Origin of the sequence: Faecalibacterium sp. Marseille-Q4896 (genome assembly GCF_017377615.1) — a bacterium.
GTDB lineage: Bacteria > Bacillota > Clostridia > Oscillospirales > Ruminococcaceae > Faecalibacterium > Faecalibacterium taiwanense.
Genome location: NZ_JAFREG010000004.1, coordinates 148193 through 164324, shown reverse-complemented (window position 1 = coordinate 164324; position 16132 = coordinate 148193). Strand labels below are relative to the sequence as shown.

Sequence of the window (16132 nt, the reverse complement as noted above, 5' to 3'; positions counted from 1 at the left end):
ATAAAACTTTTCTAAACAAAAATCAAAAAAACGCTTGCGCTGGTACGCGAAATATGGTATCATAGGGTGCGCTGTTATAGGTAGCCAAGGAGGTGGAACGAATGCCTAACATCAAATCTCAGAAGGACCGCGTCGTGCAGGCTGCTGCAGAGCAGGCTCACAACAAGGCCATTAAGACCAACCTGAAAACAGTCGTCAAGAAGGCAGACGCTGCCATCGATGCGAATGCCGCTGACAAGGACGCAACCGTCCTGGCTGCTGTTTCCGCGATCGACAAGGCTCGCGCTAAGGGTGTCATCAAAAAGAACACCGCCAGCCGCAAGATCAGCCGTATGGCAAAGCGTGCTAACAAGAACGCTTGATCGCTTTCTGATTGACGAACAAAACCTCTGTACCGGGTTCCCGGCACAGGGGTTTTTGTTTTGCCCGCTTTTCAGGGCACGGCAGCAGGCCGCTCAAAATCGCACAGGGTGGCAAAATCGAACCCCGGTGCCTGCTCCAGAAGCTGCTCCGGCGGCAGGCCGTCGGGCGGCTCGGCCAGCAGCGCCCACGCAGCCCATGCCGTGGGCACCGCCGCCGCAAGGGCCAGCCCCGGCAGCGCCAGTGCCGGGCATGTATGGAACGCACTGCCCGGCGGCAGGGCTGCCACCGCGCACAAGGCCTGTGCAGCCCAAAGCTCCCACAAAAGGGTCGTCCAGCGGTGCTTCATCCGCATCACCTCCTGTTTTGCACAGTTTACCGCAGTGCGGTGGAAAAACAGAGCGAAGGGTGGCGGACAACGTGACAATGTTCTGGTGTATTTCTTCTTCAGTTCTGGTCGTGACTTTTGCCCACCCAGCTGCACACCACGCCGCACACAAGGCTGGTGGTAACACCGGCCGCAGCGGCGGTCAGCCCGCCGGTGAGGATGCCCACAGCACCTTCTTCCTGCAGCGCGGTGCGCACGCCCTTTGCCAGCAGATGGCCGAAACCCAGCAGGGGAACCGTGGCCCCGCACCCGGCAAACTCGGCCAGCGGGGCATACCACCCAATGGCCGAAAGCACCACGCCCGCCACCACATATCCGGTCAGGATGCGGGCCGGGGTCAGGCCGGTCAGGTCGATGAGCAGCTGTCCCGCCACGCAGATGGCCCCGCCCACACAGAAAGCCCAGAAATAGTTCATCTTACTTCTCCTTTTCCGGCGCACGCAGCTCCACCAGATGCGCCACCGCCGGGATGGTCTCCTTCTGCAAAAAGGTGGTCTGGCTCATCAGGGCCCCGGTGGCTGTGAACAGCACCCGCTTCTGGCTGCCCCGGCGCAGGCGCGGCAGGATGTGCCCGCACAGCACCGCCGCGCAGCAGCCCGGGCCGGAGCCGCCGCTCTTTACGCTCTGTTCGTTTGCGTCGAACAGGATGCACCCGCAGTCTACATGGTTTTTGATCAGCAAGCCTTCTGCGGCCAGCAGCTCCCGCAGCAGCTGACTGCCCACCTGCCCAAGGTCGCCGGTATAGATGCAGTCGAACTCCTGCGGTTCGGTGCCGGTATCCTTAAAATAGTGCAGCAGGGTGGAAGCCGCTGCCGGGGCCATGGCAGCCCCCATATTGTTGATGTCCTTTACCTGATAATCCTGCACACGGCCAAAGGTGGCAGCGGCAATGCCAACGCCTTCGCCCTGCGGCTGCAAAAGGCAGCATCCGGCAGCGGTAGCAGTCCACTGGGCCGTGGGCGTGCGCACCGCGCCGTAGCTCAGCGGCGTGCGGAACTGCCGCTCTGCCGCGCAGAAGTGGCTGGAAGCCATGGCCAGCAGATTGCGCGCAGCACCGCCCTCGCACAGAGCAGCGCCCAGCGCAAGGCCCTCGGCCATGGTGCTGCAGGCCCCGAACAGCCCGGCAAAGGGCACGCCCAGCTCCCGCATGGCATAGCTGGATGCCGTGCACTGGGCCTGCAGATCCCCGGCAAGGGCCAGCTGCACCTTTTCCTGCGGAAGCGCCGCCTTTTGCAGGCACAGCCGCGCGGCGCGCAGCTGCATGTATTTTTCCGCAGCTTCCCAGCTGGACTGGCCAAAGCGGTTGTCTGCGCTCAGCTCGTCGAACTCTGCCGCCAGCGGGCCTTCGCTCTCTTTTTTGCCGCCCACCGCTGCACCCGCAGCGATCACCGGCAGTGTCTGGAACAGCAGGGTATCCCCGCACCGGACCGTCATAGGCAAAATTTCTCCTTCGTGGAAAATAGATGAAAAACGTTCCATAAAATATTGTATAATAACATCATGCTGCAATCTTATGGCACACTTGCCCGTGTTTATGACAGCACAGGCACACCCGCCATGCCCAGCACCCACAGCACCGCGCCGTACACCACCGCCGCCAGCGTGCCGTACACGATCACCGGCCCGGCAATGGTGAACATCTTGGCCCCGGTACCCAGCACCCGGCCCTCGGCCTTGAACTCGATGGCCGCGCTGACCACCGCATTGGCAAAGCCTGTGATGGGCACCAGCGACCCGGCCCCGGCCTTTGCGGCCAGCTTCTGGTACCAGCCCAGCGTGGTAAGCACCGCTGAGAGCACGATCAGGCTGCAGCTGGTCAGGGTGCCGGCAAGGTCGGCTTCCACGCCCATGGCAAGATAGCTCTGGCGCAGCACTTCGCCCAGCAGGCAGATGCCGCCGCCCACGCCAAAAGCCCACAGGCAGTCCAGCCCCAAGGGCGAGTGCGGCCCGATGCGCCGCACCCGGCGCGCATATTCCTGTGCTGTCATTTTCATATTGTTTCCCCTCCGGGCATAGCTTGCCCATAGGAAGCAAACTCTATGCACATCCACCGGAAAGAAGGTATTCCAGATGAACCTGTCTGTCCATCCTCATCACCGCCGCCATCTGCGGCCCGCCGTGCGGCGCGTGCTCACCGTTACCGTCGTGGCCTGCATTGCCGTGGGCGGGGCCTCGTTCGTGCTGCACAGCCGTTCCGCTGTGCCTGCCGCCTCGGCAACTTCCACGTCCAGCGCCTCGGCAGCATCAGAGGCAGAAAGCAGTCTGCTGACCGCCCGGCAGGCGCAGGCCATTCTGGATGATCCCCGCATGGTGCTGGTGAACCACACGAACAAAATGCCGGACGATCATACCTTTACCACCAAGGCGTGCGGCTCGGCCACCGCTGTGAACAAGACCCTGCAGACCGAAGCCGCCGATGCGTTCCTCGCCATGCAGGCCGCCGCCGCAAAGGACGGCGTGACCATCTGGATGCAGAGCGGCTACCGCAGCGTGGACTACCAGAAGAACCTCTACGACCAAAAGACCCAGTATTTCCGCAATAAGGGCCTGAGCGAAGCCGAAGCGAAAAAGCAGGCGGCAAATATCGTGAACCCGCCGGGCTACTCGGAGCACAACTGCGGCCTTGCTGCCGACCTGAACAGCCCGGAGCACACCGACCTGACCGAGGGCTTTGAAAACACCGAGGCCTTCCGCTGGCTGAGCGCCCATGCCGTGGAATACGGCTTCATCCTGCGGTACCCCAAAAACGCAGAAGCCGTTACCGAGATCACCTACGAGCCGTGGCACTGGCGCTATGTGGGGCCGGAAAATGCGGCCCTGATCCAGCAGAGCGGCCTGTGCTTTGAGGATGCCGTTGCCGTGCTGCAGAAGCTTGCTGCAGGGGAGAAGATCACCGGTTAAAAATCCGTAAAACCGAGGGGCTTTTCGTTGCATTTTGCACACAGTTATGGTAAGATAACAATAGTCTGCCCTGATGCAGGACCGCTTTGGGCAGCTGCAAAAATGTTTTGAACAAAAGAAGGAATATTTTATGATAAATCGCACAAAAATCTTTACAATTGCTCTCACCGGCGCGCTGGCTGCTGTCGCTCTTACCGGCTGCGGCGGTTCCGCCAGCTCTTCGGCCGCTCCCTCCTCCGTTTCCACCGCTGCTGCGGAATCTCCCGCTTCCAGCGCCGCCGCATCCGCTGTTGTGGACAATGCTGCCGAGAACGGCTCTGATGCACTGGACGGTGTTTTCAATGCTCTGCTGGAAGCCGACCCCATCTCCAACCAGTTCGAGATCGCAGCCATGAACATTGAGTACGATTTCGGCCTGAAGGCTGAGGACGTGGTGAGCTACAAGGGCGTGAAGAGCAACGACAACGGCGATGCCGGTCTGGTGCTGGTGCTCGAAGCTGCCGACGGCAAAGCCGAGGACGTAGCCAACCAGCTGGCTTCCTACCAGCAGGATCAGGTGGCCTTCTACGGCAACTACGCCGAGTTTGCTCAGGCGCAGGATAACGTGGAGAACGCTGTCATCGCCTTCAAGGGCAACACCATTGTCATGGTGATCGCATCCAACGAGTGCACTGCCGATCTGGACAGCGCCGTGGACAGCGCACTGGCAGACTGAATCTGGATCCACCCAAGGCCGGTGCCATTTGCGGCATCGGCTTTTTTCGGCTAAAAGGAGGCTGACGCTTTGGTTTTCAGCACCATCATCTTTCTGTTCCGGTTTCTGCCCATCACGCTGGCGCTGTATTACCTTGCGCCCGCAAAGCTCAAGAACACCGTGCTGTTCCTCTGCAGTCTGGTGTTCTACTGCTGGGGCGAGGTACGGTTTTTCCCGGTCATGGTGGCCCTCATCCTCATCAACTACATCAGCGGCCTGTGCATCGAGCACTTCGACCAAAAGCCGGCCCTGCGCAGGACATTTCTGCTGGTGGCCCTCATTGGCAGCCTTGGGATGCTGTTCTACTTCAAATACGCAAACTTTGTGCTGCGCAGCGCAAACGCCCTGCTGGGCACCGCCTTTGCCGAGATCCAGGGCATTGGCACTCTGCCGCTGGGCATCAGCTTTTACACCTTCCAGACCCTTTCCTACTCCATCGATGTTTACCGCCGGGATGTAAAGGCAGAGCGTAATATCATCGACTTTGGTGCCTATGTGGTCATGTTCCCTCAGCTGATCGCCGGCCCCATCGTGAAATACCGCGATGTCTCGAACCAGCTGCACGTATACCGGCACCGCTATAGCCTGCAGCAGCTCGAAGAGGGCATGACCCTGTTCACCTTTGGCCTTGCCAAAAAGGTGCTGCTGGCGGATGCCATCGGTGCTTTGTGGACAGACATCATCGGCGTTGCGGACAGCCCTTCCACCACCTTTGTGGGCCTTGCCAATGCATCCACCCCGCTGGTGTGGCTGGGCATCATCGCCTACAGCCTGCAGCTCTACTTTGACTTTTCCGGCTACTCCATGATGGGCATTGGCATGGGCAAGATGCTGGGCTTCGACTTCCCCGCAAACTTCAACTACCCTTATATCTCCGCATCCATCACCGAGTTCTGGCGGCGCTGGCACATGACCCTTTCCGGCTGGTTCCGGGAGTATGTGTATATCCCTCTCGGCGGCAACCGCAAGGGCCTGAAGCGCCAGATCTTCAACCTGTTCGTGGTGGAGCTGCTCACCGGCATCTGGCACGGCGCGAACTGGAACTTTATCTGCTGGGGCCTGTACTACTTTGTGCTGCTGGCTGTAGAAAAGCTGTTCCTGCTGCCCCACCTGCAAAAGGGCAGAGTGTGGCCCCACATCTACACCCTGTTCCTCGTTGTGGTGGGCTGGGCCATGTTCGTGGGCAACGATACGGGCGTAAGCTTCGGTCTGCTGTTCCACAAGCTGTTCGTTCCTTCCGGCGGTGTTTCGCCGCTGTACTTCCTGCGCAACTACGGTGTGCTGCTGGTGGTCAGCATCCTCTGCTGCACCCCGCTCATTGAAAAGATTTGGAACCTGCTCAAAAAGAATGCCGTCACCCGCTGTGCCGCCATTCTGGCGCTGCTGGTGGTCTCCACCGCCTATGTGGTGGGCAGCACCAACAGTCCGTTCCTCTATTTCAACTTTTAAGGAGGCGTGAAGATGGACAAGCATTCCAAAAAATCTTCCTCGCTCCTGCACTACCCGGTGCTGGTGGTGTTCAGCCTGTTCTTTCTTGGTCTGTTCGCACTGGACCTTATTACACCGGACCGCGCCTACAGCGAGATGGAAAACACCACCCTTTCCCAGCGCCCGGCGCTGACCCAGCTTTCCGCCAAGGGACTGAACAGCTACTTTACCGCCTACACAAAGTACGTGAAGGATCAGGTGTTCGGCCGCGATGAGTGGATCAGCCTGCAGAGCGTAGTGGAGACCACCCTGCTGCAGAAGGAGCAGAACGGCGGCATCCTGCTGGGCAAAGAGCACATGATGTTCCCCCGCACCTTCGGCCTGCTGGACAGCGAGAACCGCACCCTGCCCAAGAACACCGCCGCTGTGGAAGCACTGTGCCAGCGCCACCCGGGTAAGGTGGATGTGCTGCTGGCCCCGGCAGCATCGGTCATTTACCCGGAAAACGTGCCTGCAAACGCGCCGCTGCTGGACGAGGATGCCTATCTCGACCAGCTTTCCGCCGCCGTACAGGCCGCCGGAGGGCGCTTTGTGGATGTGCGGCAGACCCTTGCCGAACACAAGGACGAATATATCTACTACCGCACCGACCATCACTGGACGAGCCTTGGCGCTTATTACGCCTACCAGCAGCTGTGCGGTACGCTGAGCCTGACCCCCTTCGACCCCGCCGCGCACACGGCTCTGACCGCCGAAAATTTCTACGGCACCCACTACTCCAAGGCCCGCACATGGAATGCCGTGCCGGATACTATCACCTACTACGACCTGCCGAACAGCCTGACCATCTATAATGTCACCGCTGCAGGCCAGCCCGCAGACGGCCAGACCACCGGCCTGTACGACACGGACAAGCTGAACGTGTACGATAAGTACGCCATGTTCCTGCATGGCAACAACGGCCTGAGCCGCATTGAGGGCGACGGCACCGGGCGCATTCTGGTCATCAAGGACAGCTACGCCAACTGCTTTGCACCGTATCTGACGGCAAACTACGCCCAGATCGATGTGGTGGACTTCCGCAACTACAACTACGGTCTGGATCAGCTGATCGCGGATAACGATTATGACCAGATCCTGGTGCTCTACAGTTTTGACAGCTTCAAGAGCGACCCGTACCTCTACCGTGCCGGTGTGGCCGGGTAAACATGGCAGCGCCTTTTCCGCAAAGGAAAGGGCGCTGTTGTTTTATGTCAAATTATTGCAGTCTTTTTTCACAAATTTTTCTAGTTCTTTTCGGAAGTCTCTCCAGTTTTTGCGCACTCTGCCCATTCACCCCTTGCAAAAAATCAACGGGTGTTGTACAATGGCGATATAGAGCAGTTGCTCTTCATCGATGGTTCGATCTGGTGTGAACAGTGCATAGAATGTGCTGATACGATCTTTGATTCAAAGGAGTGTTATTATGGAAAACAAGATCATGATGCCTGCTTCCTACAACGTTCTTTCCTGCGAAGAGATGACCTACACCGAGGGCGGTGCTACCTTTACGGAAGCTCTGCTGAACTGGATTCCGCCCATTGGCTGGTACATGGGTGTTACCGCCATGCGCAACTACCGCAAGAGCCACCCCAACGACTGGCTGGATACCGGTCTGGATGCTCTGAGCCGCGATATGGATTCCAGTGCGCAGAACATGCTGCGTGATCTGGGACGCATCGTCTGGGTCACCGCGACCAGCGCTACCGGCGTTGGTTTTCTGGTCAATGCTGCCATCGTCCTGCTCTGACCCTGCTCATAAGATCCGTCCGGAGAGACCAAAGACCCCTTTACCCGCGGCCTTTTCCGCCAGAGAGGGCCGCGGGCTTTTCATCAAGCAGAAATAAGAAATCGGCTGCCTGAGCACTGTATACCGTCTGAACGGTCTTTTGCCTGCAGAGAACAGCACTGCTTTCCTTTTCCTGCAAGCAACTACTCGCGTCATGCGGCGGCGCGCCCTGCTTTATGAGAACGATCTCCAAGCGCATATCCCGGTTTATTTTTGGGTTTTAAACAGTGCGATCTTGCACTGTCTGGATAGCTTTGATTCAAAGGAGTGTTATTATGGAAAACAAAATCATGATGCCTGCTTCCTACAACGTTCTGTCCTGCGAAGAAATGACCTACACCGAAGGCGGTGCTACCGTCGGTCAGGCTGTCGCTGCATGGCTGTGGCCCGGCTACGCTACGGTTATCGGCATCAACACCTGCCGTGAAGCACGCAAGAAGGATCACGACAACTGGGTATCCAACGTCTGGAGCGATATCAAAGCCGACTGCAAGGGCAATGTGACCAACACCTTCTACCATGCCGGCATGATCTTCTGGAATGCTGCATCGACCATCAGCAGCTTTGGCCTTTCTGCCGTTATGTCTCTGGGCATCATCTACTTCTAATTTTCAGGAGTACACCAAAGGGCTTTTTGCGGCGGCTCTTCAACGGAAGAGCCGCCGCTTTTTTATCAAACCTAAAAAAGGAGTTTTGCTTTATGACGAACGCCATTACTTATCCTGCTGCATACAATGTTTTGTCCTGCGAAGAAATGACCTACACCGAGGGCGGCGTAGGTGTTGTGGAAGCCGCCATGGCATGGTTCCCGCTGTACGGCTGGTACAAGGCTGTTTCTGCCATCCACGATTACCGCAAGGCAAATATCAACTCCAACTGGGTGGAAAACGGCATGAACGCTCTGGTTGCCCATGCTGAAAAAAGCCCCACGAACACCATCCATGACATCGGCTGCAGCTTCTGGTTCATTGGTTCCTGCGCAACCATCATCGGCCTTGTGCCCAACGCCCTGTTGATCTTCGGCAACTAAGTCCCGGTCTCTGTTCTGAAAAAGCAAAAGCGGCGGCACCTCCCGTTTGGGAAGTGCCGCCGCTTTTTATGTTATGCGGTTTTCAGTCTCAGTTGTTGAACATGTCCTTCAGCTTTTTGAAGAAGCCCTTGCGCTTTTCGTAGTTTTCTTCTTTCAGGGTGCCCTCGAACTTCTTCAGGGCCTCCCGCTGGGTCTTGTTCAGCTTCTTGGGGATCTCCACCTCGCACTTGACGTACATATCACCGCGGCCGCGGCCATTCAGGTACTGGATGCCCTTGCCGCGCAGGCGGAAGGTGGTACCGCTCTGGGTGCCCTCGGGCACGGTGTACTCCACCTTGCCGTCAATGGAGGGCACCTGCACGGTGTCGCCCAGCACAGCCTGACTGAAGGTGATGGGCACAGTGACCCACACATCGTAGCCGTCGCGCTGGAACACCTCGCTGGGGCGCACCGTGACCATGACGATCACATCACCGGCAGGACCGCCGTTTGCACCGGCATCGCCCATGCCGCGCAGTGCAAAGCTCTGGTCGTCGTCGATGCCCATGGGGATGGACACCTCCAGTGTCTTTTTAGCAGCCACCTTGCCGCTGCCATGGCAGACCTTGCAGGGATTCTTGACCAGCTTGCCCTTGCCGCCACAGCGGGAGCAGGGCTGCTGGGTCTGCATCACACCAAAGGGGGTGCGCTGCTGACGGATCACGAAGCCGCGGCCGCCGCAGTCCGGGCAGGTCTCGGGGCTGGAACCGGCGGCACAGCCGCTGCCGTGGCACTCGGTGCACTCCTGCTGGCGGGTGATGGTGATGTTCTTCTTGCAGCCGTGCACGGCCTCGTCAAAGCTCAGGGTGATGCGCACGCGGATATCCTGACCCTTGCGCGGTGCGTTGGGGTTCGCCTGACGGGACGAACCGCCAAAGCCGCCGAAGCCGCCGCCAAAGATATCGCCGAAAATGTCGCCCAGATCCACGCCGTCGCCGCCAAAACCGCCAAAGCCGCCCGCACCGGGGCCGCCGCCGTTCTGTGCTGCATAGGCAGGGTCAACACCTGCAAAGCCGTACTGGTCGTACAGCTGGCGCTTCTTCGGGTCCGAAAGCACCTCGTTTGCTTCGTTTACTTCCTTGAACTTTTCCTCGGCATCCTTATCGCCGGGGTTATAGTCCGGGTGGTATTTCATTGCAAGCTTGCGGTATGCCTTTTTGATCTCGGCATCGGTCGCAGTCTTGGATACCCCCAGCACTTCGTAGTAATCACGCTTTTCCTGTGCCATATCCACTCACCTCTCCGGGAACGTTTGATCCGGGAAACGCCCCGGTTGGTTCCTCGCTCTATAACCAGCAAGAGCCGCTCCGGCAAAACCGGAGCGGCTTTTGCTATTCCACGCGTGCGTCCGCCGGTTTGGCCGGGCACACACTGCTGTGTTTTTTATCAGACTTCCTTGAAGTCGGCATCCACAACGCCGTCATCACCCGGCTTCTGCTGGTTGTTTGCACCTGCGTCGGGGCCGGGCTGTGCACCGGCGGCCTGCTGTGCGGCAGCGGCTGCCTGATACATCTTCTCGAACACCTGGCTCAGGGCTTCCTGCTTTGCCTTGATGTCGTCCACGTTGCCGGACTGAACAGCGGTCTTCAGGTCGGCCAGCTTGCTCTCAGCCTCGGTCTTGACGTCGGCGGGCAGCTTGTCGCCGTTCTCCTTCAGCATCTTCTCGGTCTGGAACACCATCTGGTCGGCACCGTTGCGGATATCGACCTCTTCACGCTTCTTCTTATCGTCGGCAGCAAACTGCTCAGCTTCCTTCACAGCCTTGTCGATGTCCTCCTTGGACATGTTGGTGGAAGCGGTAATGGTGATGTTCTGCTCCTTGCCGGTGCCCAGATCCTTTGCGCTGACCTTCACGATGCCGTTTGCATCGATATCGAAGGTAACTTCGATCTGAGGCACACCACGGGGAGCCGGAGCGATGCCGTCCAGATGGAAGACACCCAGGCTCTTGTTGTCGCGTGCGAACTCACGCTCGCCCTGCAGAACGTTGACCTCAACAGAGGGCTGGTTGTCTGCAGCGGTGGAGAACACCTGACTCTTGTGGGTGGGGATGGTGGTATTGCGGTCGATGATCTTGGTGCACACGCCGCCCAGAGTTTCAATGCCCAGGCTCAGCGGGGTGACATCCAGCAGCAGCAGACCCTTCACATCGCCCTGCAGCACGCCGCCCTGAATGGCAGCGCCCACAGCCACGCACTCATCGGGGTTGATGCCCTTGAAGGGCTCGCAGTTCAGTTCCTTCTTGACTGCATCGTAGACAGCGGGGATACGGGTGGAACCACCGACCATCAGGACCTTCTTCAGGTCAGAGGGACGCAGGCCTGCATCCTGCAGAGCCTTGCGGACGGGGCCCATGGTGCGATCGACCAGATCAGCGGTCAGCTCGTTGAACTTTGCGCGGGTCAGGGTCATATCCAAGTGCTTGGGGCCGGTAGCATCGGCAGTGATGAAGGGCAGGTTGATCTGGCTGCTCATTGCGCTGGACAGCTCGATCTTTGCCTTCTCGGCAGCTTCCTTCAAACGCTGCGCAGCCATCTTGTCCTTGCGCAGGTCGATGCCGTTCTCGGTCTGGAAGGCATCTGCCATCCAGTTGATGATGCGCTCATCGAAGTCATCGCCGCCCAGATGGGTATCACCGTTGGTGGCCAGAACCTCGGTAACGCCGTCGCCCATCTCGATGATGGACACATCGAAGGTGCCGCCGCCCAGATCGTAGACCATGATCTTCTGGTCTTCTTCCTTATCGATGCCGTATGCCAGAGAAGCGGCAGTAGGCTCGTTGATGATACGCTTGACGTTCAGGCCTGCAATGGTACCTGCGTCCTTGGTAGCCTGACGCTGGCTGTCGTTGAAGTATGCAGGAACGGTAATAACAGCCTCGGTAACAGGCTCGCCCAGATAAGCCTCGGCATCAGCCTTCAGCTTCTGCAGGATCATAGCGCTGACCTGCTGGGGAGTGTACTCCTTGCCGTTCAGGGTCACCTTGTGGTCGGTGCCCATGAAGCGCTTGATGGAAGCGACGGTGTTCTCGGGGTTGGTGATGGCCTGACGCTTTGCGACCTGACCCACCAGACGGTCGCCGGTCTTGGTGAAGCCGACCACAGACGGGGTGGTGCGTGCACCCTCAGAGTTTGCGATAACAACGGGCTCGCCGCCCTCCATGACAGCCACGCAGCTGTTGGTAGTACCAAGGTCGATACCAATGATCTTACTCATAATGAAAACTCCTCTCGAAAGAACAAATCTTATTGTTTATGTGATGCTCAAATGTTTGTAAGCGGATGTTATATTCAAAACCCTTTCGGGTTTCTGCTTTGTTATTCGGCCACTACAACGGTCGCATGGCGGACGATCTTATCGCCCAGCTTGTAGCCCTTCTGGTAGACCGTGATGACGGTGCCGCTCTCCTGTCCGTCCGGGGCGGGGATCTGCTGCACCGCGTTCATGAAGTTGGGGTCAAAGGGCTTGCCCAGCGCCTCGATCTCCTCCACATGGAGGGCATCCAGCGCCTTGGCGGCCTTGTCCAGCGTCATGGTCACGCCCTTTTTGTAGTTCTCGTCGGTGGTGGGGGCGTTGGCCGCCATCTCCAGCGTATCCAGAATGGGAATGATCTGGTTCACCGCAAAGGAAATGCCATCGTTGAACTTCTGGTCGGCTTCGCGGGTGGAGCGCTTGCGGTAGTTCTCGTACTCCGCTGCCATGCGCAGCAGCTGGTCTTTGGCCTGTGCAGCGTTGGCTTCGGCAGCATCCAGCTTTGCCTTTACGGCTTCCAGCTCACGGGCCTTCTTGTTGAACCAGCCGCCATCCTTCTTCTTGTCATCCTTCGGGTCGGCAGCTTCGGCAGCAGGTTCCTGTTCGGGTGCTGCCTGCTGGGCCTTTTCCTCGGGAGCCGTTTCGGGCTGCTCAGCTTCCTGAGCCGGAGCCGTCTTTTTTGCTTCTTCGCTCATTCCAGATCCTCCTTATAGATCACAGTCCGCCGGGGTGCGGCAGCCTGCGGGGTGTCTTTTCGTTTGCCGCTCATGCCCTCGCCCAGCTGATCTGCAAAGTAATGCAGCAGCGGCATCAGTTTCTGGAAGGGCATCCGGGTGGGGCCGATCAATGCAATGGAGCCCCACAGGCCTCCGCCCACCAGATACCGGTCGCTCACGATGCACAGGCCCGGGATCTGCGGTTCCAGATCCTCGCCCAGCAGCACGCTCTCACTGCGTTCTGCCGGAGGTGCGATCAGGCCAGCGGCCTGCTCCTCGTCGTTCAGCAGTGTGAGGATGTCGCCCACCTTGCCGTCCAGCTGAGGCCAGTCCAGCAGATACTGCTCGCCGCCCAGAAATACGTGGGGCTTGACGGAATCCTGCAGGATGGCAGCCGCTGCACTGATAACGGGCACCAGCTCCGGGTCGATCTGGCTGCACAGCTCTGCCAGCAGCCGGGTGGAAAGATCCACCGGCGCTACAAAGGTAAGGTTGCGGTTGAGCAGTGCGGCAAGTGCTGCCGCATTCTCGCGGGAAAGGCCGGTGCGTACCCGTGCCACACGGGTACGAACGTAACCGGCCGTGGTAACGGCCAGCACAGCCGCTGCGCTGCGGCCCACCTGAACCACTTCATAGTGGGCGATGCACAGATCCTCGGCACATGGGGTGCTGATGGCGGCGGTGCAGCCGCTGATGGCGGCCAGCGCCTTGGCGGCACCTGCGGCCAGCTTTTCCGGCTCGTGGTCAAGGCTTGCGAACACCGCATCCACCCGGGCGCGGCTCACACGATCCAGCGGCTGATCGTCGGTCAGCAGATTATCAAGGTAGTAACGGTAGCCCTTGGCACTGGGCACACGGCCCGCGCTGGTGTGGGGCTGCTCCAGCAGACCCAGCTTTGTCAGCGCCGCCATCTCATTGCGAAGCGTTGCGCTGGAAACTGCCATGTCAAAGTAGTTTGCCAGCACGCTGCTGCCAACGGGCTCGCCTTCGAGACCATACAGCGCCACGATCGCCTGCAAGACTCGCTGCTTGCGTGCATCCATCGTCATAGCGCCTGCCTCCTTTTTGCGTTCGCTTTGTTTGTTTAGCACTCCTTGTTCCTGAGTGCTAAGACCATTATAGCCAATTTTCCGGTGCTGTCAAGCCCCTTGGAAAAATGTTTTAAAAGATTCATAATTCTGTCATAAACGAAGAAAGCGCCCTCCTTATTATAAGGAAAGCGCTCCGGCATGTTCTTTACTCTTCCATCTGCCTTGCCAGAAATGCCGCTGCCACATTCACGGCCTTGAGCTGGGCAGCATCCGGCGTGGCCGTGCGGTCTTCGGTCAGCAGGGCCACCACGCCGGTCACATCGCCCGCCGCAATGATGGGTGCGGCGCACAACACCACCCGGGGCGAGCCTTCGCAGGGCAGGATGCACTTTTCGGCAATGCCCTCGCTCTGGTACAACCTGCGGCCATCCATCAGCTTTTCCAGCGGCTGGCTGATGCTGCGGTCGGCCAGCTCCCGCCGGCCGGAGCCGCTCACCGTAAGGATACGGTCGCGGTCGGCCACCAGTGTGGTCAGCGCAAAGCTTTTGCTGAGCACCTCGGTATACTGGGCCGCTACTGCGTTCATCTCGCCAATGGGCGAATACTTTTTAAAGATCACCTCGCCGTCGCCCGTGGTGAAGATCTCCAGCGGGTCGCCGCGGCGGATGCGCTGGGTGCGGCGGATCTCCTTGGGGATCACCACCCGGCCCAGCTCGTCGATGCGGCGCACGATTCCTGTTGCTTTCATGTTTTTGCTCCTCCGTTTCCTTAAAAATGCCTGCAGCACTAGTATCTGTCAGGCCGGGCCATTTATACCTGCCGCCCCCGCGCAAAAAGACCTGCACGGAAAGCTGCCTCTTCGTTGCGTTTCCGGCAGGGTTCTGCTACAATGATACAAAAAGCCGTTTTCATAAGCACAGCACCCCGCTTATGAAGACAGCTCCTAAAATTCTACTGAGAAAGGCAGGTGTCCGGATGCCGAACATCCTCATTCTGGGCGGCGGTGCCGCCGGTCTTGCAGCCGCGCTGGCGGCGGCACAAAGTGCCCCCGCTGCACAGGTCATTGTGCTGGAGCGCAACCCGAAGCCGGGCAAAAAGCTGCTTGCCACCGGCAATGGCCGTTGCAATCTGGATAACACCGGCATTGCACCGGAGCTGTATTTCACTGCCGACCCGGCAGCACTTCGTCCGCTGCTGGATGCCGTAAATACCGCCGACCCGCTGCGCTGGTTCCATGCGCTGGGGCTTTATACCCGCACCGACGAGGCGGGCCGGGTGTATCCGTACTCCAATCAGGCGGCGGACGTGCTGGCCCTGCTGGAGCATCACCTTGCGCAGCACCATGTGCAGCTGCGCACCGGCTGCACCGTGCGCACCCTGAACCAGAGCCGCAGCGGCTACGCCGTGCAGTTCGAGACGGCAGGCGGCTCTGCCGAAACGCTGCGCGCCGATGCCGTCATCTGCGCCATGGGCGGTGAGGCAGGGCCGCAGTTCGGCACCGACGGCTTTGGCACCCGGTTCGCCGCCCAGTGCGGCGGCAGGGTGGAGCCGCTGTACCCCTGCCTGACCGCCCTGCAGTGCGCAAAGCCCCGCAAAGCGCTGGCTGGCATCCGTGCCAAGGCAGCAGCATCCCTGCTGGACGGTGCCCATGTGCTTGCCTGCGAGAACGGCGAGGTACAGTTCACCGATTACGGCCTTTCCGGCATCTGCATCATGCAGCTGTCCGGCCTGCTGGCCCCGGGCCGCGGCCCCAAGGCTCCTGCTGTGGAGCTGGACCTCTTCCCGGCAGTGGACGAAACCGCACTTGCCAGCCTGTTTGCGGCCCACGCCGCCCAGACGGCAGGGGGCAGCGCCGCTGACTTCTGGCTGGGCCTGCTGAACCAGAAGCTGGGCCGTACTGTGTGGTTTGCCGCCGGGCTGCAGGACAGCGACACGCCTGCCGTGCTCACCGCCGCACAGTGGCAGAAGCTGGCCCACACCGCCAAGCACTGGCGCTTTGAGGGGCTGACCCCCTGCAGCTGGAAGCAGGCCCAGACCACCGGCGGCGGGCTGGCCCTGCGGGAGGTGGATCAGCACTTCCAGTTCAAGGGCTGTCCGGGCCTTTACTTTGTGGGCGAAACGCTGGACTGCGCAGGCAGCTGCGGCGGTTTTAACCTGCACTGGGCGTTCGGCTCCGGCCTTGTGGCCGGGCGCAGCGCTGCAGGCCATGCTGCAGCAGGCCGTGCTCTGCCAAAAGCCTCCGCGCCCGCAAAGAGCAGGAAAAAGCCGCACAGGTAAAAATGAGCTTTAAATTTTCAACAAAAGCTTGACATCTTGTGCAGATCGCATTATCATAAAGACAATAAAAGTTTGTTCAGAGGATCGAGCAGAACAAGCAAGGGGAGAGTCGAAAGGCCCTTTTGTTT

General features: G+C 59.4%; 18 protein-coding genes. 9 read left to right on the top strand and 9 right to left on the bottom strand.

Going from position 1 to position 16132, the window contains the following annotated elements; translation table 11 throughout:
* Positions 1-101: 101 nt before the first annotated feature.
* A complete protein-coding gene (gene rpsT / locus J3348_RS08940) occupies positions 102-362 on the top strand; it encodes a 30S ribosomal protein S20 (protein WP_005943554.1) in 261 nt (86 codons plus the stop codon).
* Between the two features lie 71 nt (positions 363-433).
* Here the strand turns inward: rpsT and J3348_RS08935 are convergent, their stop codons facing one another.
* The 4 genes from J3348_RS08935 to J3348_RS08920 all read right to left on the bottom strand — a co-directional run bounded on the left by J3348_RS08935 (position 434) and on the right by J3348_RS08920 (position 2742).
* Positions 434-709, bottom strand: coding sequence for a peptidoglycan synthetase (locus J3348_RS08935; RefSeq protein WP_118527663.1), 276 nt, complete (start codon positions 707-709; stop codon positions 434-436).
* Between the two features lie 98 nt (positions 710-807).
* On the bottom strand, positions 808-1164 hold the full coding sequence (locus tag J3348_RS08930; protein ID WP_005943559.1) for a SpoVA/SpoVAEb family sporulation membrane protein: 357 nt from the start codon (positions 1162-1164) through the stop codon (positions 808-810).
* 1 nt (position 1165) lies between these two features.
* Positions 1166-2182, bottom strand: coding sequence for a stage V sporulation protein AD (locus tag J3348_RS08925; protein WP_207698794.1), 1017 nt, complete (start codon positions 2180-2182; stop codon positions 1166-1168).
* A 98-nt stretch (positions 2183-2280) separates the two neighbouring features.
* Positions 2281-2742, bottom strand: a complete 462-nt coding sequence (locus tag J3348_RS08920; RefSeq protein ID WP_097774624.1) for a SpoVA/SpoVAEb family sporulation membrane protein — start codon at positions 2740-2742, stop codon at positions 2281-2283.
* 76 nt (positions 2743-2818) lie between these two features.
* On the opposite strand from J3348_RS08920, the gene J3348_RS08915 reads away from it, so the two are divergent.
* The 7 genes from J3348_RS08915 to J3348_RS08885 all read left to right on the top strand — a co-directional run bounded on the left by J3348_RS08915 (position 2819) and on the right by J3348_RS08885 (position 8689).
* Positions 2819-3649: a M15 family metallopeptidase gene (locus J3348_RS08915; RefSeq protein ID WP_044953885.1), complete on the top strand. Its 831-nt coding sequence runs from the start codon at positions 2819-2821 to the stop codon at positions 3647-3649.
* Between the two features lie 130 nt (positions 3650-3779).
* Complete coding sequence (locus tag J3348_RS08910) at positions 3780-4364, top strand: DUF4358 domain-containing protein (protein ID WP_044953887.1); 585 nt, start codon at positions 3780-3782, stop codon at positions 4362-4364.
* Positions 4365-4433: 69 nt separating this feature from the next.
* Positions 4434-5852 carry an MBOAT family O-acyltransferase gene (locus J3348_RS08905; protein ID WP_097774622.1) on the top strand — a complete coding sequence of 473 codons (1419 nt, stop codon included), beginning with the start codon at positions 4434-4436 and terminating at the stop codon, positions 5850-5852.
* A gap of 12 nt (positions 5853-5864) precedes the next feature.
* Complete coding sequence (locus tag J3348_RS08900) at positions 5865-7037, top strand: DHHW family protein (RefSeq protein ID WP_120080344.1); 1173 nt, start codon at positions 5865-5867, stop codon at positions 7035-7037.
* A gap of 259 nt (positions 7038-7296) precedes the next feature.
* Positions 7297-7620: a hypothetical protein gene (locus J3348_RS08895; protein ID WP_005943572.1), complete on the top strand. Its 324-nt coding sequence runs from the start codon at positions 7297-7299 to the stop codon at positions 7618-7620.
* A gap of 314 nt (positions 7621-7934) precedes the next feature.
* Positions 7935-8267: a hypothetical protein gene (locus J3348_RS08890; RefSeq protein WP_097774619.1), complete on the top strand. Its 333-nt coding sequence runs from the start codon at positions 7935-7937 to the stop codon at positions 8265-8267.
* 92 nt (positions 8268-8359) lie between these two features.
* On the top strand, positions 8360-8689 hold the full coding sequence (locus J3348_RS08885) for a hypothetical protein (protein WP_005943576.1): 330 nt from the start codon (positions 8360-8362) through the stop codon (positions 8687-8689).
* A gap of 88 nt (positions 8690-8777) precedes the next feature.
* Here J3348_RS08885 and dnaJ read toward each other — a convergent pair whose 3' ends face one another.
* From dnaJ to J3348_RS08860, 5 genes are all read right to left on the bottom strand, one after another.
* Positions 8778-9956, bottom strand: a complete 1179-nt coding sequence (dnaJ, locus tag J3348_RS08880) for a molecular chaperone DnaJ (protein ID WP_207698793.1) — start codon at positions 9954-9956, stop codon at positions 8778-8780.
* A gap of 158 nt (positions 9957-10114) precedes the next feature.
* A complete protein-coding gene (gene dnaK / locus J3348_RS08875; RefSeq protein WP_097776928.1) occupies positions 10115-11944 on the bottom strand; it encodes a molecular chaperone DnaK in 1830 nt (609 codons plus the stop codon).
* 101 nt (positions 11945-12045) lie between these two features.
* On the bottom strand, positions 12046-12675 hold the full coding sequence (locus J3348_RS08870; RefSeq protein WP_005943579.1) for a nucleotide exchange factor GrpE: 630 nt from the start codon (positions 12673-12675) through the stop codon (positions 12046-12048).
* Complete coding sequence (gene hrcA, locus J3348_RS08865) at positions 12672-13745, bottom strand: heat-inducible transcriptional repressor HrcA (protein ID WP_044953890.1); 1074 nt, start codon at positions 13743-13745, stop codon at positions 12672-12674. Before hrcA ends, J3348_RS08870 begins: the two co-directional genes overlap by 4 nt.
* A 187-nt stretch (positions 13746-13932) precedes the next feature.
* Positions 13933-14475, bottom strand: coding sequence for a stage V sporulation T C-terminal domain-containing protein (locus J3348_RS08860; RefSeq protein ID WP_005943582.1), 543 nt, complete (start codon positions 14473-14475; stop codon positions 13933-13935).
* Between the two features lie 227 nt (positions 14476-14702).
* On the opposite strand from J3348_RS08860, the gene J3348_RS08855 reads away from it, so the two are divergent.
* The gene (locus J3348_RS08855) at positions 14703-16004 is read left to right on the top strand and encodes an aminoacetone oxidase family FAD-binding enzyme (RefSeq protein WP_207698792.1); all 1302 of its coding nucleotides are present in this window, start codon (positions 14703-14705) and stop codon (positions 16002-16004) included.
* Positions 16005-16132 lie beyond the last annotated feature (128 nt).